Source organism: Roseibium porphyridii (assembly GCF_026191725.2).
Classification (GTDB): domain Bacteria; phylum Pseudomonadota; class Alphaproteobacteria; order Rhizobiales; family Stappiaceae; genus Roseibium; species Roseibium porphyridii.
Map to the genome: position 1 here is coordinate 5023085 of NZ_CP120863.1, position 20385 is coordinate 5043469.

Annotated in this window: 18 protein-coding genes; 9 read left to right on the plus strand and 9 right to left on the minus strand. The window is 55.6% G+C overall.

The genetic code is table 11. The annotated features are described in order from the left end of the window. Positions 1-26 precede the first annotated feature (26 nt). Together K1718_RS23110 and K1718_RS23115 are read right to left on the minus strand one after the other, a co-directional pair. Entirely contained in the window at positions 27-1514 is a 1488-nt protein-coding gene (locus tag K1718_RS23110; RefSeq protein WP_265680697.1) for an ArnT family glycosyltransferase, read from the minus strand. Positions 1515-1536: 22 nt separating this feature from the next. Continuing rightward, positions 1537-2667, minus strand: a complete 1131-nt coding sequence (locus K1718_RS23115) for a glycosyltransferase (protein ID WP_265682498.1) — start codon at positions 2665-2667, stop codon at positions 1537-1539. Positions 2668-3066: 399 nt separating this feature from the next. Between K1718_RS23115 and hisS the strand changes: the two genes are divergently transcribed. Genes hisS through hisG form a run of 3 tightly spaced genes read left to right on the plus strand, consistent with a single transcriptional unit; the run spans position 3067 to position 6663 of the window. After that, complete coding sequence (hisS, locus tag K1718_RS23120) at positions 3067-4533, plus strand: histidine--tRNA ligase (protein ID WP_265680695.1); 1467 nt, start codon at positions 3067-3069, stop codon at positions 4531-4533. Between the two features lie 3 nt (positions 4534-4536). After that, positions 4537-5691 (plus strand): ATP phosphoribosyltransferase regulatory subunit, encoded by a 1155-nt coding sequence (locus K1718_RS23125; protein ID WP_265680694.1) that lies wholly within the window; start codon positions 4537-4539, stop codon positions 5689-5691. A 3-nt stretch (positions 5692-5694) separates the two neighbouring features. Then, a complete protein-coding gene (gene hisG, locus K1718_RS23130) occupies positions 5695-6663 on the plus strand; it encodes an ATP phosphoribosyltransferase (protein ID WP_265680693.1) in 969 nt (322 codons plus the stop codon). A gap of 12 nt (positions 6664-6675) precedes the next feature. Here the strand turns inward: hisG and K1718_RS23135 are convergent, their stop codons facing one another. Beyond that, positions 6676-7350: a DNA-3-methyladenine glycosylase I gene (locus K1718_RS23135; RefSeq protein ID WP_265680692.1), complete on the minus strand. Its 675-nt coding sequence runs from the start codon at positions 7348-7350 to the stop codon at positions 6676-6678. A 147-nt stretch (positions 7351-7497) separates the two neighbouring features. Continuing rightward, the gene (locus K1718_RS23140) at positions 7498-8247 is read right to left on the minus strand and encodes a protein phosphatase CheZ (protein WP_152503180.1); all 750 of its coding nucleotides are present in this window, start codon (positions 8245-8247) and stop codon (positions 7498-7500) included. A gap of 378 nt (positions 8248-8625) precedes the next feature. On the opposite strand from K1718_RS23140, the gene K1718_RS23145 reads away from it, so the two are divergent. From K1718_RS23145 to clcA, 3 genes are all read left to right on the plus strand, one after another. Further along, the gene (locus K1718_RS23145; RefSeq protein WP_209006697.1) at positions 8626-9246 is read left to right on the plus strand and encodes a DUF2927 domain-containing protein; all 621 of its coding nucleotides are present in this window, start codon (positions 8626-8628) and stop codon (positions 9244-9246) included. Between the two features lie 258 nt (positions 9247-9504). Further along, a complete protein-coding gene (locus K1718_RS23150; RefSeq protein WP_173006263.1) occupies positions 9505-10251 on the plus strand; it encodes a L,D-transpeptidase in 747 nt (248 codons plus the stop codon). A gap of 174 nt (positions 10252-10425) precedes the next feature. Next, on the plus strand, positions 10426-11781 hold the full coding sequence (clcA, locus tag K1718_RS23155; protein WP_265680691.1) for a H(+)/Cl(-) exchange transporter ClcA: 1356 nt from the start codon (positions 10426-10428) through the stop codon (positions 11779-11781). Positions 11782-11791: 10 nt separating this feature from the next. Here clcA and glcF read toward each other — a convergent pair whose 3' ends face one another. Then, complete coding sequence (gene glcF / locus K1718_RS23160) at positions 11792-13129, minus strand: glycolate oxidase subunit GlcF (RefSeq protein ID WP_265682497.1); 1338 nt, start codon at positions 13127-13129, stop codon at positions 11792-11794. 246 nt (positions 13130-13375) lie between these two features. Between glcF and K1718_RS23165 the strand changes: the two genes are divergently transcribed. Beyond that, a complete protein-coding gene (locus K1718_RS23165) occupies positions 13376-14005 on the plus strand; it encodes a hypothetical protein (RefSeq protein ID WP_265680690.1) in 630 nt (209 codons plus the stop codon). 73 nt (positions 14006-14078) lie between these two features. Here K1718_RS23165 and K1718_RS23170 read toward each other — a convergent pair whose 3' ends face one another. Genes K1718_RS23170 through K1718_RS23180 form a run of 3 tightly spaced genes read right to left on the minus strand, consistent with a single transcriptional unit; the run spans position 14079 to position 17163 of the window. Further along, the gene (locus K1718_RS23170) at positions 14079-14438 is read right to left on the minus strand and encodes a DUF4870 family protein (RefSeq protein WP_152503184.1); all 360 of its coding nucleotides are present in this window, start codon (positions 14436-14438) and stop codon (positions 14079-14081) included. Between the two features lie 44 nt (positions 14439-14482). After that, positions 14483-15673, minus strand: coding sequence for a glycolate oxidase subunit GlcE (gene glcE / locus K1718_RS23175; RefSeq protein ID WP_265680689.1), 1191 nt, complete (start codon positions 15671-15673; stop codon positions 14483-14485). 8 nt (positions 15674-15681) lie between these two features. Beyond that, positions 15682-17163, minus strand: a complete 1482-nt coding sequence (locus K1718_RS23180) for an FAD-linked oxidase C-terminal domain-containing protein (RefSeq protein WP_418068141.1) — start codon at positions 17161-17163, stop codon at positions 15682-15684. 168 nt (positions 17164-17331) lie between these two features. On the opposite strand from K1718_RS23180, the gene K1718_RS23185 reads away from it, so the two are divergent. Then, positions 17332-18273 carry a LysR family transcriptional regulator gene (locus K1718_RS23185; RefSeq protein WP_152503187.1) on the plus strand — a complete coding sequence of 314 codons (942 nt, stop codon included), beginning with the start codon at positions 17332-17334 and terminating at the stop codon, positions 18271-18273. A gap of 178 nt (positions 18274-18451) precedes the next feature. Continuing rightward, complete coding sequence (locus tag K1718_RS23190; protein WP_152503188.1) at positions 18452-18847, plus strand: c-type cytochrome; 396 nt, start codon at positions 18452-18454, stop codon at positions 18845-18847. A 59-nt stretch (positions 18848-18906) separates the two neighbouring features. Here the strand turns inward: K1718_RS23190 and K1718_RS23195 are convergent, their stop codons facing one another. Beyond that, positions 18907-20205: a DUF3422 family protein gene (locus tag K1718_RS23195; RefSeq protein ID WP_265680687.1), complete on the minus strand. Its 1299-nt coding sequence runs from the start codon at positions 20203-20205 to the stop codon at positions 18907-18909. Between the last annotated feature and the right edge of the window lie 180 nt (positions 20206-20385).

A 20385-nucleotide genomic window follows, 5' to 3' on the forward strand; every position in this document is an offset into this window, starting at 1 on the left:
AACTCAAGCGATTTGCCGCGCTTGTCCTATCTGTAACGGACCGGCTCCAAAACAGGTCCGGTCGGACCTTCAATCTTGTAAACGATCAACCGTTCCAAACGAACCCCCTCAACCATGCGCTCCAGTTCTGCGACTTCTTCGACCTTTTCAAAGACTTTCTGAAGTTCATCTGCCTGGTTTCGGCGATCTTCGGTGACATAAAGGCCTGGTTTTTCCAGCAGAACTATGTCGGGTGGTGGCGTCATCAGATACCGCACACGTTCGGTCACCTGGAATACCGGCAACTTGTCTTTGAAAAGAAAGTCCAGTTGACCGTTCAGGCCGTAACTCGTTGTTGCAACAAAGGCGGCATCTTCCGCATCGGCAATCGCCTGGACCGAAGCACCAATTGCGGGCCACCCGCGCAATTGGAAAGTCGGATCCTTCCGCGCGAACTGTCCGGTGATCGGCTCAACCGCATGCAATTGAACGATCAACGCAACAACGATCCCCAAAAGGACCCCGACGCCCCCGACCCGTTGCCACACTCGTGTGCGCATTTTGACGTTAGCCACGAACACCGCCGCCATGATCGCAAAGGCGGGAAAAAGAGGCGCGGGCCAATTGGCCTGCACCCTTGCGTGCAAGGAGTGATAGAGCAGATAGAGCAGAAACGGAGCAACGCTCAGGAGCAGCAGTGAGGGCGCGCCATCTCTCGCTTTCAAGCCCTTCACCATATGGTAGGCGCCGAAGCCGGCGAGAATTGCAATCAATGGATTGAGCAGGCCGATCAGCGCGCCGAAAAACTCAAAGACATATTTTGCCGTGAAGCCGCCTGCACCCGCCCGGCCAAACTGCTTGTAGAAGCTTGCCCACTCGTGCGCATGATTCCAGTAAAGCACAGGAGCAAAACACAACAGTGCGATCAGTCCTCCGGCCCAAAGCTGCCAAGATCTCCACCATCGCCGTGCGTCCGGCACCCAGAGAAGCCAAAGCACAATGCCGGCACCCAGAAAGAGTACCGAGTATTTGGAAAGAAGGCCGCAGCCAGCCATCAGGCCGACCACCAGCCACCAGTTTGCGTTGTGAGAGCGACTAAGTTCGGCCAGTGCCCAAAGGCTCAGGCCCCAGAACAAGACCGAAGGAGCGTCCGGCGTTGCCAGAATACCGCCGATGCCAACAAGCAGGCTGGTGTTGAGGAACAAGACCGCCCAGCCGGCGGCAGTGCGGTTGAACAAAATCGAGGTGGTGCGCCAAAGAGCAAGAGAACCGATGAGACCGGACAGGACCACCATGGCTCTGACTGCAAAAACCGTGTCACCGAACACCGCTTGTCCGATCGCGATCCACCAGCCGATCATCGGAGGGTGATCGAAATAGCTGAGCGCCGGATTGAGCCCCCAGATCCGGTAATAGGCTTCGTCCTCAACGAAATGGGCCTGTGATGCAGCGAACAGCTTCATGGCTGTCAGCAACGCAACGATAATCACCAGACCGGCCGGCCGCAGGTAAATCGGCTCGTTCCTTGTGTCCATCCGTGAAGTCATCTTTATCGGATCAGTTTTTGCGCCAGGTGAGAGCCGCACTCGCCGCATAGTTCCAGACAGCTCCCATGACCGCGCCTGCCGTGCCTGCGAACCACCAATAGGCCGGATCGGCATACATCAGGTTCGCGACACCGACGTTGGCCAACACGCCCACAGAGCAGACGGCATAGAAAGTGAACAGGCCTATCACGGCCTGCACACCGCTCAAGCGCCGGTCGCGATAGGTCAGCTGGTTGTTCAAAAAGAAGTTGGATGTCATCGCCACAAAAGACGCTGCCGTCTGAGCAAGATTGAATTCCATGTCGCCCAGCAGGAACAGACGCAGGGCCACAAGGTGCACGACAAGGCCACTGGCACCGACAAGCCCGAACATCAGAAAACGAACGGAGACAACATCACCGAAATATTTGGCAAGGAGCAGGCCGAAATAGTCCAGTGTCACAAGCGTATCGAGCTTGCTTTCGCCATGTTGCCGCTCGCGAAAGGTGAACGGAAGCTCTTTGATTTTCAACGCTCCGTTCGCGCTGGACACCAGGTCAAGCAAGATCTTGAAACCTTGCGGTGAAAGCTGTGGTGCCAGAGCTTCCGCCTTTTCGCGCCTGACCATGAAGAAACCGCTCATCGGATCCTTCAGTGTCACATTGAGAAGCTTCTGCGCCAGACCATTTGCGATATTGGAACCCCACGCACGTATCGAAGACAGACCTTCGCCAACCGTGCCACCGTCAACTTTCCGGCTGGCGACCACAAGATCGGTGTCATCCTTTTTCAAGGCATCCAGCATCTTGGGCAACATGGTTTCATCATGCTGCAGATCGGCGTCCATCACGGCGACAAATGGAGCTGAAGATGCGAGTATGCCCTCGATACAGGCTCCGGACAGGCCGCGTCTTCCGATCCTGCGGATCACGCGGACCCGGGCGTCTCTTGCGGCAATGTCGCGCGCAACCTTGGTTGTTCCGTCCGGCGAGTTATCGTCGACGACAATCGCTTCCCAGCGAACGCCCTTCAGCGCCGTATCCAGAAGCCCGACAAGGATCGGAATATTGGCAGCTTCGTTGAAACTCGGCAAGATTACACTGAGTTCGGCGGACTGTGCAGTTGCCGGCATACCAACGTCCTTGGCCTTGCTGTCTTCCATTTGCACTGCACTGTCCATCTCAAACCTTATCCGCTGTCATCTTATCCGCCCTGGCAGATCAAGCAGCCGCAATTCTCACAATTTGCCGGTGACCATAGCCCGCCAGAGATTAAATACTCGAAAACAAGAACTGGAGCCTTCAGCCTTTGGCCGCAATGTCCCTGGTCTCAGTCCACCCCGGCAGAGCCCTTTTAACGGGAACTGTGAAGCAAACAAGGCAATCCGACAGCTTTGCGTCAATCCGAGGGCCAAGGTGAGCAAATCCTTGTGACATCTGGCGCTTTCGCCCGTCTTGCCCTTGTGACCTGTTTCTTATAGGACAACCGCAACATCACAAATACCGGGCGGTTTGCCGACTGACGCCGGCCCGCCGGGAACTCGCCAGGATCAAAAGACTTCATGGCCAAGAAACCGAACAAACTGAAAGCCCGCTTGCCGCGTGGCTTCGTTGACCGCACTGCTGACGACATTCGCGCAACGGATGAGATGCTGGCCAATATCCGCGCAGTCTATGAGCAATATGGCTTCGACCCTGTCGAAACACCTGCCTTTGAGTTCACCGACTGTCTCGGAAAATTTCTTCCCGACACCGACAGACCGAACGCCGGTGTCTTCTCCGTACAGGATGAAGACGAACAGTGGATGAGCCTTCGGTACGACCTCACGGCACCACTTGCCCGGCACGTTTCTGAAAACATCAACGAAATTCAGCTTCCGTATCGCACCTACCGCTCTGGCTGGGTGTTTCGGAATGAAAAGCCCGGTCCAGGCAGGTTCCGTCAGTTCATGCAATTCGATGCCGACACAGTCGGCGCTCCTGGTGTGCAGGCAGATGCGGAAATGTGCATGATGATGGCTGACACAATGGAAGCCCTCGGCATTCCGCGCGGCGACTATGTCATCCGCGTCAACAACCGCAAAGTCCTGGACGGCGTTCTGGAAAGTGTGGGCCTTGGCGGTGAAACACACGAAGAACGACGCCTCACCGTCTTGCGGGCCATCGACAAGCTCGACAAGTTCGGTGTTGAGGGCGTCCGTCTTCTGCTCGGCGAAGGCCGCAAGGACGAAAGCGGCGACTTTACCAAAGGCGCTGGTCTGGAGCCGGGCGCAATAGACACGCTTGTTGCCTTTCTCTCCGGAACAGGCGGCATTGAGAACGACGGAATCACTGAACTCAACACAATGGCTGCTATCTTTGCCAGTTGCGGCTATGGCGAAGACCGGATCAAGATCGATCCATCGGTTGTCCGTGGTCTGGAATATTATACCGGCCCTGTCTATGAAGCCGAGCTCCTGTTTGATGTCACCAACGAGAAGGGCGAAGTGGTTCAATTCGGCTCCGTTGGTGGTGGCGGACGCTACGATGGCCTGGTCAAACGCTTCACCGGACGCGATGTACCGGCAACCGGGTTCTCTATCGGTGTCTCCCGACTGATGACGGCATTGAAGAACCTGGGCAAGCTCGGCACTGCTGACATGGTAGCTCCGGTGCTGGTGACCGTCATGGATGGCGACACGGCTGCCCTTGGGAAATACCAGAAAATGGTTCAGGATCTGCGCACCGCCGGTGTTCGCGCAGAGATGTATCAGGGCAACTGGAAGAAATTCGGCAATCAGCTGAAATATGCTGACCGGCGTGGCTGTCCCATCGCTATCATCCAGGGTTCGGATGAGCGCGAGGCCGGGGAGATCCAGATCAAGGACCTTATTGAAGGCAAACGTTTGTCGGAAGAAATCGCAGACAACATCACCTGGCGCGAAAGCCGCCCGGCTCAGGTCACGGTTAAGGTATCTGAACTTGTCGCGACCGTGAAGGAACTGTTGGATGGGCAAGCCGATGATCGCAGACGGGCCGGCGAGGAGTAAGCCATGAATGGCTCGGCACAGATGAACAGACCCGATCCGTCGAAAATCGATGCGGTGCTTGAACTCTTCAAGGCGGCCGGTCATACGGAAGTCAATCCGCCGATCCTTCAGCCTGCGGATGTCTTTTTGGATCTGACAGGCGAAGATATTCGACGCCGACTTTATCTGACGAACGGTTCGGACGGTCTAGATCTTTGCCTCAGACCTGACTTCACCATACCGGTTTGCCGTCATCACCTGGCGCAAGATCAGGTGAGCCTACCTGCTGCCTATTGTTACAATGGCCCTGTGTTTCGGCAGCGACCAGCCGGCCTCGGCGAAATACCTCAACTCGGGGCGGAAAGCCTGGGGAGGACCGACACAAGCGAAGCCGATGCTGACCTGTTGGCGCTCTCGGTCAATGCGCTGGAGACGTTCGGGGTCCGGGAAAACACTATTCGCGTTGGTGATGAAACCCTTTTTGCCGCCGTTCTCGACGGACTGGAGCTTCCAAGCGTCTGGCGCCGACGTCTGCGCGACCTCTTTGGTGAAACCGACAAGCTTTCAGCTGCAATCGACAGAATGGCGGGTGGTACCGTTTCCGACGATGAAGGCCGGGATGTCCGCCTTGGTTTTCTATCCGCCATGGAAGGTGCTGATCCTGAAGCAGCGCACGCGGTTGTTGAAGATCTTCTTTCCATTGCAGGGATATCCGCTGTCGGTGGGCGCACTCCCAGTGAAATCGCAGATCGTTTTCTTGAACAGGCTGCGCTTGCAAGAGGTGCTCGCGGTCATGACAAAGCAGCAAAAACGCTTTCTGCGTATCTCACGCTGAAGTCCGACGGTGCACATGCTGCATCGGTCCTTCGCCAGTTCGGCAAGGATTTCGGCCTTGTCCTCGACAAGCCACTTGCTGCATTCGAGCAGCGGATGATGGCTGTTGACCGAAAGGGCATCGACCCCACGCGCCTGAGTTTTGCTGCCGAGTTCGGCCGGCGTCTGGACTACTATTCCGGTTTCGTCTTCGAGATACACGCTTCCGAAAAAACCGTGGAAGGTCCGCTTGTCGGCGGCGGTCGCTACGACAAGCTGGTCAATCTGCTTGGTGCTGAGGAGGATGTTCCGGCAATCGGGTTCTCCATGTGGCTGGACCGGATTGCAGCGAGCGTTGAGGGCTGACACATGAGCAAACTGATCATCGCCATCCCTTCCAAGGGCCGCTTGCAGGAAAAAACGCATGATTTCTTCGGCCGTGCAGGTCTGAAAGTTCTGCAACCGGGCGGCGCCCGCAATTATCGCGGCGCCATCAAAGGCCTCGACAGTGTCGAGATCGCGTTTCTTTCCGCCTCGGAGATCGCCCGTGCGCTTTCAGACGGTGCGGTACATTTCGGCGTCACCGGCCTGGACCTTGTGCACGAGAATATCGCAGATCCGGGCGCGACCGTGCACATCGTTACACCACTTGGTTTCGGGCCGGCGGATGTCGTGGTCGCTGTTCCAAAGGCCTGGATTGATGTCGAGACGATGGCGGATCTTTCCGATGTTGCCTCTGATTTCAGAAACCGCCATGGAAGCCGGCTTCGGGTTGCCACGAAATACGTCAACCTGACCAGATCATTCTTTGCAAATCACGGCATAGCCGATTACCGGATCGTGGAGAGTGCGGGCGCGACGGAAGGTGCACCAGCGGCCGGGTCTGCGGAATTGATCGTCGACATCACCACCACAGGCTCCACGCTTCAGGCCAACAATCTGAAGATACTCTCTGACGGTGTCATGTTGAAAAGCCAGGCCAACCTGGTGGCGTCCCTGAACGCAGACTGGTCAGACGAGGCATTGACGGGAGCCCGCGCCATTCTCGACCGGATTGCCGCGGAAGAGGCCGCACGCGATGTCAAGCTGGTCAAAGCCGTGGTCGATGATCGGACACAAGCCCTTAGAGCCGTAAGCCACGTCGGGGCCTTGCAGCGCTTTTCTGAAAGCGATGACATGAACCATGTCAGTGTGCTGTGCCCGAAAGATGCTGTTGCGGATTGCGCACAGCTGCTGATCGCGGAAGGCGCCGACACTGTCACCGTCGAGACACTGGATTATGTTTTCTCCAAGGAAAACAAGTTGTTCGCACCTTTGCAGGAAAAGGTCGGCAGTTAGGTTAAACCAGCTTTAGACCGGTCGCTTGAAGTCGGCCCTGGCCTTCTCGATCTTTTCCCTGCAGAAGCATCCTTCCAGATGATCATTGACCATGCCCATGGATTGCATGAAGGCGTAAACGGTTGTTGGACCCACAAAGCTCCAGCCGCGTTTTTTGAGATCCTTGGACAGCGCTGTGCTTTCGGCGGTCTTGCCGAGCGTTTTTGCAGTTGGAAAATCAATTTTTTCCGGGCGATCTTCAGGCTTGGGCTCAAATGACCAGAAATAGGCTGCCAGCGAACCGAATTCCTTTCTCAGTTCGAGCGCCCTGTTTGCATTGTTGATGGTCGATTCGATCTTCTTGCGATGGCGAACAATTCCGCTGTCATTCAGGCAACGCTCGACATCCTTGTCGGTAAATTTTGCCACGCGTTCGAATTCAAAATTTGCAAACGCCGCGCGAAACCCTTCGCGCTTGCGCAGAATGGTTAGCCAGGAAAGGCCTGATTGAAACCCCTCCAGGCAGATCTTTTCAAAAAGCCGACGATCGTCATCTACCGGCCAGCCCCATTCTTCGTCGTGATAGCGCTGGTAATCCTCCAGACCGCCATACCACCAGCAACGGCTTAGCCCATCCGCCCCCACAATCAACCCGGTATCCGGATCCGGTTCAGGCTTTGCTGCTGATGTGCTTTTCTGTTCGGTCATGGCCTGCTCAATATTCACTGTTTGTTCTCTATCTGTTAGGCCAATTTGAACGTGTTGGCAAGGCAGCAACAAAACCGGTGGAGGCAAACAAGAAAAAGCCCGGCAGACAGCCAGGCTTTTTCGTTTCTCCAGCAATGTGACTGCTGATCAGGCGAACAGTGCGTCGATGTCGTCCTGCGTCGCAACGTCGGCGTCCGTTTCCAGCGCCGGGCCGTTGAGAAGAGCAGCGTCGCCTTCCTTGAGGTTTCGCTCTTCGACTTCGAATTCCTTGAAGGTTTCGATGCCGCCCCAGATATCCATCATCTGGATTATCCGGTCTTCCACAAATCGAAGTGTCGCGACCACTTTGGTGATGCGCTGTCCGGTCAGATCCTGGAAGTTACAGGCTTCAAAGATGCTGATGACCTTTTCCTGGATGTCATTCGCAAGTTCGGCATCCGCAGCGTCAACGCGTGCAGACAGCGTGTTGGCGGTCTCGTCAATAAATTCTGCCGAAGCAAGAATCGTTTCAGTCGCGCCTTCCGTTCCAACCACGACAGCATCGAGCTCATTGGTCACCCGGGTCATTTCTTCGCCCTTGGAACCCGTCGTGTGATGCAGTGTAGCGATTTCCTTCTTGGTCTGAGCGATCGCTTCATACATTGCGTCCAGCTCGACCTTCAGCTTGGCAGCCTCCGACAGTTCCTTGCGGAACTCGGACATGAATTTCGCACCCATTTCCTCCGGGTCGAGGGCCTGCTGTTCTCCAGCACCCTTGCGCATCATGGCCTTCAGACTGGCAATTTCCGCCAAGACTTCCTGGTGACGGCGTTCTTCAGCATATCCGGGGTCGTCGTTCGCCCCTGCATTCATACGTATCAAGCTTTCCGCTCGAAAGGATCTTTTCACCGCGGCCATGCTTACTCCCGTCCCTAGCCCCTTTGGCGATTGAAATCGCTGCGAGATCCATCTTTAACAGCGGAAGTTTAAAGAATTGTTTTTTCAGTTCTGGGAGCAAATGGACCGACGCTTTGCACCCGGGAAACCGTTTAATCGCTTTCCTCATTGAGGTGCTTTGGCTATCCTCCCGCGACAAGAACAAGGGAATGACTTGGCGTATGACAACGAACGACACTGCAAAACCGGTCCGGCTCCTGCCTGCCCCAATGTGATGGTGAAGCGGCCCATTCCCAGATGAAAAACCTGCACGCCAATCTGCTGATTCTTTTGATGACCGGATTCTTTTTTTCGTCTCCGGCAAAGTCGGCGAATGAATCCTTTTCCATGGAAGAAATCATGGATGGATTCGAAAAGACCGTGTTTGGTCTAGAATATCGTAGCTGGAGCTGGCGGCCCTATCTGGTGAAGAAGTTCACGCGTCCGGTGCTTTTCTATGTTCATAATCTTTCCGCCCGCGACCGTCGAAAGACCGTGAACCGCTTCGTAAAGGAAATCGGCAAAAGAGTGGGTGGCCTGACGACGGCGATCACGAACGACCGGGCAAGCGCAAATTTTGAGGTCTATGTTGTCGACAGGGTTCAGTACGAACCTGTTGTGCGCAAAGACATTTATAAAAATGATCGCGCAAGGGTACCCGGCAGATGCCTTGTCCGTGTTGTCTCAGGTCGAAATGGCATCAAGAGATCGGCTGCGGTCATCGTTTCGGACGAAGGCGAGTTTTTATTTCGGCGCTGCCTTGTCGAAGAACTTCTTCAAGGGCTGGGGCCCATGAATGACGACGCCGCCCTGACCCATTCCGTCTTTAACGATTCTTCCCGGCACAGCAGGTTTACGGTTTTCGACCAGCTGATTCTCAATATGCTCTACGACCCGCGCATAAGACCCGGTATGTCAAAACAACAGACCAAGGACATCTTGCCGATTGTTGCTCGGGATGCGCGACGCCGTGTTCGTTAACCAAGGTTTCCTTGAAAGAGCAAAAGATTCAATATCGATTGAATTGATTCACTACGTCGCAATGCGATCGATAGTATTTTGTTAAGCCTGTTCTTCAACCAAAAAATAACCATAAGAAACAATTACTTCGTTTCTCTAAGTCAGATTCACTTTTGACTGAGTGGCAGCGCTTATCATCCTTGCCAATCCGTTAACCGGTACTTGTAAATGCCGGTGAACGTGGTCGATGACAAGTTTATGAGTGCTGCCATGTTCCTTATGAAAAAAGTTTCGAGTCTGGCTTTGGTTGCCGTTGGCGCCCTGGTCGTTGTTACCGGTTTTCCGGGCACCAAGGCGTTGGCCGGTCAGGTATCGCCACCTCCGCTCGTTTTGAGCCCCAACCTGACTGAACCCTGGGTGTTGCAACTTCAGCCCCGCGCGCAGCGCCGTGTGGCCGCGCCTGTGCAACGTCGCCAGGTGGTCCAGCCGCAGGTTCGCCGGGCTAACTGGTGGTCACCACGCCAGCAGCCGGTTCGTCAGCAACCGCAACGCCAGGCGCGTCAGCCGCAAAGCCGTCAGGTTGCCCCGCAATTCCTGCCAACCGTTGTTGACTATCACGGCAAGCACAAGCCGGGCACGATCGTGATCGACACCAACGCACGCTACCTTTACCTGGTGCAAAATGACGGGACCGCCCGCCGCTATGGTGTCGGTGTCGGCAAGCCGGGGTTTGAGTGGGCCGGATCCCACAAGGTTACGCGCAAGGCCGAATGGCCGGATTGGCGCCCACCGGCAGCGATGCGCAAACGTCGCCCGGAATTGCCTGCCTTCATGGCTGGCGGACCGGAAAACCCGCTCGGTGCGCGTGCGCTTTACCTGGGTTCGACACTTTACCGTATCCATGGATCAAATCAGCCGTGGACCATCGGGCATGCTGTATCTTCCGGATGTATCCGCATGCGCAACGAAGACGTGATGGACCTTTATGAGCGGGTTAAAGTTGGCACAAGGGTGCACGTAATCTGAGCCCTGAATTCTCTAAAAAGAGTTCGTCGATCAAGAAACGCGCAGGTGTCTTCCTGCGCGTTTTCCTTTTGCAATCCTGCGCAAGCCTTGCACACAGGCTGGTTTGTCTGCAGTTTGTCTTTCAGACTGCTCATTCCCCATTGAGCAACAACCGAAGTTTTTCCGGCCCGTGGCATGACAGAACCTTCCAAATCCTTTTCTGCACGTTCCGACGCGGCCTATTTTGTGAAGGCGGCGCTTGTCGGTCTGCTTGTCGGAGGATTGGCCACGGGGTTTCATTCCGGGCTGGAATTTATGTTTGCCCAATATGGTGCTCTCAGGGCTTCGCTAGGCTCCGGCTATCTGCCCTATCTGGTTTCAATTTGCATATCGGCGATTTGTGTAACGGGTGCGTTCTTACTTGTTCAACGCGTCGCCCCGGAAGCTGCTGGCAGCGGCATTCAGGAAATTGAAGGCGCTATGGAAGACAAACGGCCGCTCAACTGGGCCCGGGTTCTCGTGGCCAAGTTTTTTGGCGGTCTGCTTGCACTCGGTTCCGGCCTGGTTCTGGGGCGTGAAGGCCCCACTATCCACATGGGAGCAATGACAGCCGAGGCGATTTCAAGATCGGGCAACGTGACCGCGCCCGAGCACAAGGGATTGCTGGCAGCCGGTGCAGCTGCCGGATTGGCTGCCGCTTTCAACGCTCCCCTGGCGGCGATCCTATTCATTGTTGAAGAGACAAGACGGCAGTTTCCCTTTTCCTACCGGACCTACATGGCGGTTATCATCGCGTCGATCCTCAGCGCCGCCGTGATGGAGGAATTGACACATATAGGCCCTATCCTTCTCGTTGAAGTCAGCTACATTCCCGTCTGGAGTTTTCTGCTGCTTGGCCTTCTCGGGATTTTTCTCGGCGCACTCGGTGTCTTTTTCAATTATGCGCTGATCACGGTAATGGACCTTTTCCTGCGCATTCCCAAAGGGTTGCGCTGGCTTCCCGCCCTGGCTATCGGCGCACTGACCGGTATTCTTCTGAATGCCTTTCCGGATGCAACAGGCGGCGGCGAGGATCTTGTTCATCATCTGATTGCCAGCAATTACGGTGTCTATGCGCTGTTGCTGCTGACCTTGCTGCGCTTCGGCGGGGTTTTGTTTTCCTATGCCTCCGGCGTTCCCGGCGGCATTTTTGCGCCCATGCTATCGATCGCCACTTGCGCCGGTCTCGCGTTTGGCGTCGCCTCGGTTGAATGGCTGCCGATCGAATCGGATTTCCGCGCTGCCTGTGCTGTTGCTGCCATGGGCGGTTTCTTTGCAGCCTCAGTCCGCGCCCCGCTCGTAGGCGTCGTGCTGGTGATGGAATTGACGGGCGCTTATGCGCTGATCATGCCGGTTCTGGTGACCTGCACGACAGCCTCATTGACGGCGCATCACCTCGGTGGCCGACCCATTTACGAACAGCTTCTGGAACGCACACTCAGACTGGCGGGTGAAAGCGTCGACGACGAGAAAGACAAAACCCCGGTGCAGCTCGGCACCCGCGAGAGCTAAATCGGCTCAGCTATTCTGCGGCTTCAGGTGCGTGCAGAACCGGAGCGAGACCTTCGGGCTCCGGCCCCCCGTAAACCCAGTCCAGCAGTTCCGCCGTATGCACGATAGGTATGTGCGTGCCCAGACCGATCTGGGTCATGCAGCCAATATTGCCTGTTGCGATGACATCGGGTCCGGTGCTTTCAATATTGGCGACCTTCCTGTCGCGCAGCTTCTGGGCGATCTCCGGCTGAAGAATGTTGTAGGTTCCAGCCGACCCACAACACAAATGTCCTTCAGGCACCTCTTTCACCTGAAAACCCGCGGCGCTCAGTAGGTCCTTTGGCTGGCGTGTGATTTTCTGGCCATGTTGCATGGAACAGGCCGAATGGTAGGCAACCTTCAGGTCCTGTCGCACCTGCGGCTCGCCAAGATCAACCCCGGTCAGAAACTCGGTCACATCCTTTGCAAGAGCTGAAACCCGCGCAGCTTTTTCAGCGTAGACAGGGTCATCTTTCAGCATGTAGCCATAGTCCTTGATCGTCGTGCCGCAGCCTGATGCGGTAATGAGGATTGCATCAAGTCCCTCGCCCGAAGCTTCCGCCGACCAGACGTCCACGTTGCGACGGGCATTTTCAAGCGAGGCTTCTTCCTTGCCCATATGGTGCACCAAAGCACCGCAGCAGACCTCACCCTTCGGCAAGACAATTTCATAACCGGAGCGTTGCAGCAGCCGGATGGTTGCATCGTTGATGCCGGGGTTCAGCACTGGCTGGGCGCACCCGCTCAACAGTGCCACCCGTCCTTTGCGGCTTTTCTGTTTTGACGAAAAAACACCTGGCCCCTCCAACTGGCCACGCATCGGCGCTCTTGACGGTGCCAATTCCAGCATTGCGCCCATTTTGGTGAAGGGACCACCGAATGACTTCAAGAGCCCGGCCAACGGCCGTCCGAAATAGGCACCTATAAGAGCGAACCGGAATCTGTTTGGATAAGGCAGGACAAACGAAAGAACCGAACGCATCAAACGGTCGGACAAGGGGCGTTTGTAGGTCTTTTCAATATGCGCCCGGGCATGATCGACCAAATGCATGTAATGCACCCCGGAAGGACAGGTTGTCATGCAGGCCAGGCAGCTCAGGCAACGGTCGATATGCTTGACGACCTTCTCGTCTGCCGGCCGGTCGTTCTCCAGCATGTCCTTGATCAGGTAGATCCGCCCACGGGGACTGTCCAGCTCATCGCCCAGCAATGTGAAGGTTGGGCAGGTCGCGGTACAAAAACCGCAATGCACGCATTTGCGCAGAATTTTTTCAGATTCCGCAACATGCCGGTCTTTCAGCTGTTCCGCAGTGAAATTTGTCTGCATCGCGTTCCCGTTTCCCTCACCTTCGACAATCGCCAGCAGATGGTACGGGCTCACAAATAGGGGCACAAGATGCCTTTCCGGCACAAACGTTTTGCCCAATTGGACAATGCATCGATCTGGCCGACACCTCTCGGCCCAGGCGAATGGAATGTGAATACGAGATAAACGCCCCGCTCAGAAACAGTTCAAACCCGAACACCTAGAGTGCTCGTCAGTGGGCCGATTAACCCCGATTGAGGACTTTTTATGTTTAAGAAAATTGCCAAGACCCTTTTTATAACCGTAGCCTTTTCCAGCCTCGCAACAGGTGCACTGGCCAAGGACTGGATTGAGAAGGTTGAAGTCAAACGCGACGGCATCGACGTCATTCCTGTCGAAGTTTCCGCCAGCTCCTACAATTACACCAAGATCAAATCCAAGTCGCATCGCTTCCTGCTGCGCCTCTACGGCAAGGCGACCAACGGCGAGCGCATTGTCGCGATGAAGGTTGGCTCGTTCAAAAACGTGCTTTACTTCGAGGGCGATGGGTCGCTTTGGAGCAAGAGTTTTCAGAATCGCGATGTCGGTTCAGGATCGAAACGCACCGTTTCAATCTCCTACAAGCCGACGATCCCTCTGAAGAGAATCAAGTGGCAAGGTTGGGACCCGGTTCAGGCCTGCTCGCTCAATCTGGACAAGAAGATCAAGAGTGGCATGAAGAAATCTGTGGCCCTCGGCAAAACCTGGACGGTGTCTGCCAAAGCCTACTTTGAGCTGGACGCGGTCGCAGCCCGAAAAAACAAGGCAAAGAAAAACAAGTGGACTTTGAAGAACACCACCCATCAGCGTGATGGCTATGGCTACAAGGTCACCGTCAAATGCCTTCCGGCCAGTTGACATCATCTCAGGCATGCACCGACACCCCTTACCATAGGTTTGGGGGTGTCGATGTCGTTAGCAGATAGCCGGATCAGAACATCCAGGTTTCAGGGTTGGGCACGGGCTCGTTACGACCCGCCAGCTGAAGCCCCTTGATGCAACGCACGATCATCCAAATTAGCACTGCGATAATCATCAGAAAACCGATCAGCACGATGGTCAGCAACGCGCTGACGATGCCGAACAGCAGCCCGATCCAGAAAGTGCGTATCTGATACGTGTAGTGGCTTTCGACCCAGCCCGTGCTTTTGCCGCGATTCAAGTAGGCGAAAATTACGCCGACAATCGCGGTGAATGGCACAATGATATTTACCAGGTAAAGGATATAGACAAGTGTGGCGTTCTTGCCGCCCGGCTCCATGTAGCCGGCAACATCGGATTGTTCTTCCATTTCACGCTCCGCAATTAAAAATACGATTGGAAATGTAAAACAAACTACACGCCCATGACCAGACGTCCAGGGTTTAGCACACCTTTTGGATCGAATTGTTCCTTCAACCGTTTGGAAAGCGCTGCCAGAGGTGCTGGTTGCGGCTGGAAAACGGCGACGCTTGACCTGATGGATGGGACTGCCCGCACAAGCGTGGCATGCCCACCGCCAACCGCGTCAACAGCAGCCCGGATTTGCTGATCATTGACAAGTCCGTCCAGGCACATCAACCAGATGAGCCCGCCGCTCCAATCGAAAAACGCGCTGACTTTCAGTTCTTCTTCAAGGGTTTCGACCAATTTTGGGCCAACCGTTGGAGCAACGGAAATCCGCCAGACAGGATTGTCTACCCCAGCGAACGGGCGAACGTCTCTGACCGTCTGCCAGAGTTTCCTGCTGTCTCGCTCTTCAATCCGGGAGACAGGCCCATAGCTTTTCAAAAGGCCTTCCAGTGTCTTGAACCGATAGTCAACGGACGTTTCAAATCCTTCCAGACGCAATAGTGTCCTGCTTATGTCGCCATCGATTCCGGCCGGAAGATGGGCAGCGCCGGAGACTTCTGCAGACGAGCCCATTGCTTTACAGAGCGCACTGATACCGCGTCCGGCATCCAACCCGGACAGCACGAACGTCGCCGAAGTTTCCGGTTTCGGGTTAACCTTCAATGTCACCGTCGTTGCCACAGCCAAAGTACCGAATGCACCGCAGAGTGCGCGCGGCAGATCGTAACCGGTGACATTCTTGACCACCTTGCCGCCGGAATTGAAAATTTCGCCACGACCCGAAACAGCTTCCATGCCAAGGATATGATCCCGTGCTGCTCCTGCCTTCAGCCTGCGCGGTCCCGACAGGTTCGCTGCGAGGACGCCACCCACGGTTCCCTGCCCAGCATCGACATTCAGAAGCGGCCCATAGTCCATTGGTTCGAAGGACAATTCCTGCCCATTCTGATCTACCAGCTCTTCGATTTCGGCAATCGGTGTTCCTGCCTTGACGGTCAAAACCAATTCCGCCGGTTCGTAACTGTCGACCCCGGAGAGTTCCGACAAGTCGAGCACGTGGGCGGTTTGAACCGGTCGTCCAAGGTTCCGCTTGGAAGCCTGTCCCACGATCTCCAGGGGTTGGTCTTCGGCAGCCGCCCACTTCACGGCGACTTCCACGTCTTTCGCCGTTTGCGGCTTGAATGTTGCGTCCATGTGATCCCTCAAAACCGCGGAATGTCCGGAAAGGGCAATTGCCCCTTATGAACATGCATCTTGCCAAGTTCAGCGCAGCGGTGCAGCACCGGAAACACCTTGCCCGGATTGAGCAAATGCTTCTCGTCGAATGCGCATTTGACCCGTTGCTGCTGTTTCAGATCCTCTTCGGAGAACATGTCCGTCATCAGATCCCGTTTCTCAATGCCAACGCCGTGTTCGCCTGTGAGAACACCGCCGACTTCGACACAGAGCCGCAAGATATCGGCACCAAATGCTTCAGCGGCATCCAGTTCTCCGGGTTTGTTCGCATCGTAAAGAATAAGCGGGTGCAGATTGCCGTCACCGGCGTGAAAAACATTTGCCACGCCAAGCCCGTGTTTGTCCGACAACTCCCGCATCCGAGAGAGAACCTTGGGCAACTCGCGGCGCGGGATCGTTCCGTCCATGCAAAGATAGTCTGGTGAGATCCGGCCAACAGCAGGGAATGCGGCCTTCCGGCCGGCCCAAAAAGTCATCCGTTCTTCTTCGCTTTGAGAAATGCGGATGTGGCTGGCCCCGTTGGCTTTGGCAATTTCTTCCACGCGGCCGATCAGGAAGTCCACTTCCTTTTCCGGACCATCAAGTTCAACGATCAGAAGCGCTTCGACGTCTCGAGGATAACCGGCATTGACAAAGTCCTCTGCTGCATGAATGGCAGGCTTGTCCATCATCTCCATACCGCCCGGGATAATGCCTGCTGCAATGATATCTGCAACGCAGCGACCGCCATCCTCGCTGCTCGGAAACCCGATCAGCAAGGCGCGCGCAGTTTCCGGTTTCTGCAGAATCCTGACCGTCACCTCTGTGACGACACCCAGCAGTCCTTCCGATCCTGTCATTAAAGCCAGCAGGTCATAGCCTTCGCTGTCCAGATGCTTACCACCGAGCCGGATCACTTCGCCTGTGATCAACACCATTTCAAGACCAAGCACGTTGTTTGTGGTCAGGCCGTATTTCAGGCAATGCACGCCGCCTGAGTTTTCAGCGATGTTACCGCCGATGGAACAGGCAATTTGCGAGGAAGGATCGGGCGCGTAGTAGAAACCTTCATGTTCAACCGCGCGCGTGATGCCGAGATTGGTGACGCCCGGCTGAACGACCACAGCACGATTGTCATAATCGATGTCAAGCACACGATTGAACTTCATCATCGACAAAAGCACGCCGTCTTCCAGTGGCAATGCGCCGCCGGACAAGGATGTGCCCGCACCGCGCGGCACCACCTTCACATCATTCTGATGGCAATACTTCAGAACTTTCGAGACCTGTTCCACGGTTTCTGGCAAGACCACGATCAACGGCAGTTGGCGATATGCCGTGAGGGCATCGGTCTCATATGCCCGCATTTCGCGCTCGTCGTGGATCACGCCTTCTCCTGGCACTATGGCCTGGAGGGCCTTCAATATCTCCTGGCGCCTGGCAAGCACTTCCGGATCCGGTGCAGGCATTGCGATCGCTGTCACGGGCTAATCTCCTCGATTTTTAGCCCTGCGCTGATCCGGAAAGATACTTACTGCGTATCCAGAGCTGGCAAAGCAACACGTCCCTAGTCTGACAAGTATCGCGGCGGAGGGAAATGTTCGGAAAATAATAAATATTTTTCGGTGGGATTGAAAATGAGCAATCTGACGGACATGGAAATTTTCGCCCGAGTGGTGAGTGCTGGCAGCATGTCGGCAGCCGGACGAGAAATGAACTTGTCTCCGGCCGTGGTTTCGAAGCGCATTCGACGCCTCGAGGAGAAACTCGGCACGCGGCTCCTCCAGCGGACAACGCGACAAATCGCGATGACCGAGGCGGGACAAGGTTTTTACGAACGGGTCGTTGCCATCATTGCTTCGGTTGAAGAAGCCGAAAGCTTCGTTTCCCGCGGTTCGGCCAGAGCGAGGGGAAGCCTGAAGGTTGCCGTGCCAACATCATTCGGACGCCTTCACATTGCCCCGCACCTCGGCAATTTTCTGACCGCGAACCCGGATCTGACGGTCAATCTCGACCTATCGGACGACTTTGTAGACATTGTCGGCGATGGATATGACTTGGCAATCCGAATTGCGGAACTGTCTGATTCAAGTCTCGTCGCACGCAAGCTCTCTCCGGTGCACCGGGTTCTATGCGCCAGTCCGTCCTATATCGCCAGATATGGAATGCCTGAGACAATCGAAGACTTGAGCGAACACGTAACGCTGGCGGCCACCAACCAGGACCCCTGGCGCTTGGCGGGACCGGATGGGATTGAAACGGTCCGCACGCGCGCGCCGGTCAAAACGAATTCCAATGAAGTGATCCGCGAGTGCCTTCTGGCAGGGGTCGGCATTGCACTGAGATCCACATGGGATGTCGGACCTGAGTTGCGTGAAGGTAAACTGCAGATCCTGCTACCACACTATCGCGCGTCCCGTGACGTTGGCCTTTATGCAGTCTACCCGAGCCGGCAGTTCCTCCCAGCCAAGGTGAGGGTTTTCATCGATTTCCTCGCAGGGCTTTATGGTTCGGAGCCTTACTGGGACACCGGTTTGGAGGACTGGTTGCGATTGCCCAGCAGAGCAAAAGCCGGTTGATGACAGCCGAACAAAAGCGGTCAAATTACCGGCAAAGAAATGCTCAAATTGGTCTATAGGTATTCTCCCTGAGCGACAAAATGCTCACGTAAATGGGACCTTCGGTCGCTTGCATCGCGGCCGGAGTTCCTGTTGTGTGGTGACGGGTTTCAATTTACCCAACTTGAGGGAGTAAACCATGCAGCGATTGCTGATGATCGCCGGAACAGCGTTTCTGGCCCTTACTTTTCAGGCAAGCGCCGAGGGCGATGCCGAAAAAGGCGCTAGAGTATTTAAGAAATGTGCCGCCTGTCACGCCGTAGGCGAGAACGCGAAAAACAAGGTCGGCCCACAGCTGAACGGTGTCGTAGGACGCCCTTGGGGTGCCATTGAAGGCTACAAATACTCCAAGGCACTGGTCGAAATGGCCGATGGCAAGGTGTGGGATGAAGAAACACTCACAGCCTATCTGACAAAACCGAAAGAAGTCATTCCAAAGGGCAAGATGGCCTTTGCCGGTCTGCGCAAAGAGGCAGATCTTGTGGACGTCATTGCCTATATGGCGCAGTACAAAGAAGACGGTACGACCGAGTAAGGTCTCGGCTTCTCGCAAAGAACGACAAGGCCGGGCCATGAGCCCGGCCTTATTCGTTGCTAATGCTCACCGTGATGCATGCGTATCCGTTTTACAGTCCACCAGATGACGATGATCACCACCGGAACAGCGAGACCCGTCATGATGCTCGCATTTGGAACAGGTAGCCCGGATTCCTTGGCTGCCTTTGCAAGATAGGAAATCAGGCCGACGACATAGTAGCTGACGGCTGCAACTGAGAGCCCTTCGACGGTTTGCTGCAGCCGAAGTTGGAGGCGCGCGCGACGGTTCATCGATTGCAGCAAGCTGCGGTTCTGCTGTTCCAGATCGACATCGACCCGTGTGCGCAGAAGTGTCGTCGCTCTGGCCAGTTTGCGCGAGAGCATCGCCTGACGGTCTTCAATTGCCTGGCAGGTCCTCATGGCCGGCGCAAGGCGGCGCGCGAGAAACGCTGCCATAGACAGATCTCCCGGAGCAGCTTCCTCCCGGAGCGTCATGAACCTGGCCTTGACGATTTCAGCATACGCCCGGCTCGCGCCGAACCGGAACGTGCTCGCCGTTGCCCCGGCCTCGAGCGCTGCCGCCAGGGCCGTAAACTTGTCCAAAAGGTCCTGGTTGGTCCCAAGTGCGGACGCGTCTTTCATCTCCTCGGTGAGTTCAGCCAACTCAATTTCAAACCGTCTGATTTCCGGCTGCAGACCAGTCGCTTCAAAGAAGCCGAGCATTGCCAGAGTGCGGTAGGTTTCGACTTCAAGAAGACGCTGAACAACCGCGCCCGACTGCACGTCGCTCAGTGAATCGACAAACAACGCAAACCGGGTCAGACCATCTCCGTCCTGTCGAAAATCAGTGGCGACGGTTGCAGCACCGTCCTCAAGCCGAGATACGGTCAGACTTCCCTCATCAAAATTTTCACGCCAACTCGTAGTTTCCGGCGTTCCTCTGACTTCCAGCCGAACTGCGACAAGAAGGTCGCCTGGCGCTTTGAAAGCAACGCCGAAGGGATGCGACGCCGGCACGCTTGCAAACATTGCTCCGGGATTGGCCATTCCGTCCCAGGTGTAGGTGGTGAATTCCGCATGCTGTTCCCAGCTGAGCGTTCCACCCCCGAAGTCGAGCGTATAATGGCGCGCTCCGGGCGCAGGGCCGTGGCCGCCGCGCGAGATGCAAAACTCCTTTAGCCATTCATGATCTGCTGCCGCTTCGTCCGCATTGGTCAAGAAGGCATAGTGCAAAATAGTCCGTTGCTTGCTGATCGGTCTGAATGGCCGTGCATGAACTTCTCCCAACACACGTTCACGCAATGGCGACGTCCGGAAGTTGGGAAGCGACGAACCGTTGTCCGAAACCTGTTTCAAAGTACCCCCCTCACTTTGACAGAAAACCCGTGCCTCTACCTTGCCCTTAGGGAAACGGGTAATCCAACCGCGTTTTTTGCCGCATGCAGTTATTGGCAGTCTGCCGCGTCAATTCAGCAACATGAAATTGGACAAAAAAGTTGACCAATTTGAAATCCGCCGTTATGTTGACCCCCGTTC

Bases quoted from the DNA above. Each gene is read 5' to 3' on its own strand.
- K1718_RS23110 (WP_265680697.1), bottom strand. From the start codon at position 1,514: ATGGACACAAGGAACGAGCCGATTTACCTGCGGCCGGCCGGTCTGGTG.
- K1718_RS23115 (WP_265682498.1), bottom strand. From the start codon at position 2,667: ATGGAAGACAGCAAGGCCAAGGACGTTGGTATGCCGGCAACTGCACAG.
- hisS (WP_265680695.1), top strand. From the start codon at position 3,067: ATGGCCAAGAAACCGAACAAACTGAAAGCCCGCTTGCCGCGTGGCTTC.
- K1718_RS23125 (WP_265680694.1), top strand. From the start codon at position 4,537: ATGAATGGCTCGGCACAGATGAACAGACCCGATCCGTCGAAAATCGAT.
- hisG (WP_265680693.1), top strand. From the start codon at position 5,695: ATGAGCAAACTGATCATCGCCATCCCTTCCAAGGGCCGCTTGCAGGAA.
- K1718_RS23135 (WP_265680692.1), bottom strand. From the start codon at position 7,350: ATGACCGAACAGAAAAGCACATCAGCAGCAAAGCCTGAACCGGATCCG.
- K1718_RS23140 (WP_152503180.1), bottom strand. From the start codon at position 8,247: ATGGCCGCGGTGAAAAGATCCTTTCGAGCGGAAAGCTTGATACGTATG.
- K1718_RS23145 (WP_209006697.1), top strand. From the start codon at position 8,626: ATGGATGGATTCGAAAAGACCGTGTTTGGTCTAGAATATCGTAGCTGG.
- K1718_RS23150 (WP_173006263.1), top strand. From the start codon at position 9,505: ATGAAAAAAGTTTCGAGTCTGGCTTTGGTTGCCGTTGGCGCCCTGGTC.
- clcA (WP_265680691.1), top strand. From the start codon at position 10,426: ATGACAGAACCTTCCAAATCCTTTTCTGCACGTTCCGACGCGGCCTAT.
- glcF (WP_265682497.1), bottom strand. From the start codon at position 13,129: ATGCAGACAAATTTCACTGCGGAACAGCTGAAAGACCGGCATGTTGCG.
- K1718_RS23165 (WP_265680690.1), top strand. From the start codon at position 13,376: ATGTTTAAGAAAATTGCCAAGACCCTTTTTATAACCGTAGCCTTTTCC.
- K1718_RS23170 (WP_152503184.1), bottom strand. From the start codon at position 14,438: ATGGAAGAACAATCCGATGTTGCCGGCTACATGGAGCCGGGCGGCAAG.
- glcE (WP_265680689.1), bottom strand. From the start codon at position 15,673: ATGGACGCAACATTCAAGCCGCAAACGGCGAAAGACGTGGAAGTCGCC.
- K1718_RS23180 (WP_418068141.1), bottom strand. From the start codon at position 17,163: ATGCCTGCACCGGATCCGGAAGTGCTTGCCAGGCGCCAGGAGATATTG.
- K1718_RS23185 (WP_152503187.1), top strand. From the start codon at position 17,332: ATGAGCAATCTGACGGACATGGAAATTTTCGCCCGAGTGGTGAGTGCT.
- K1718_RS23190 (WP_152503188.1), top strand. From the start codon at position 18,452: ATGCAGCGATTGCTGATGATCGCCGGAACAGCGTTTCTGGCCCTTACT.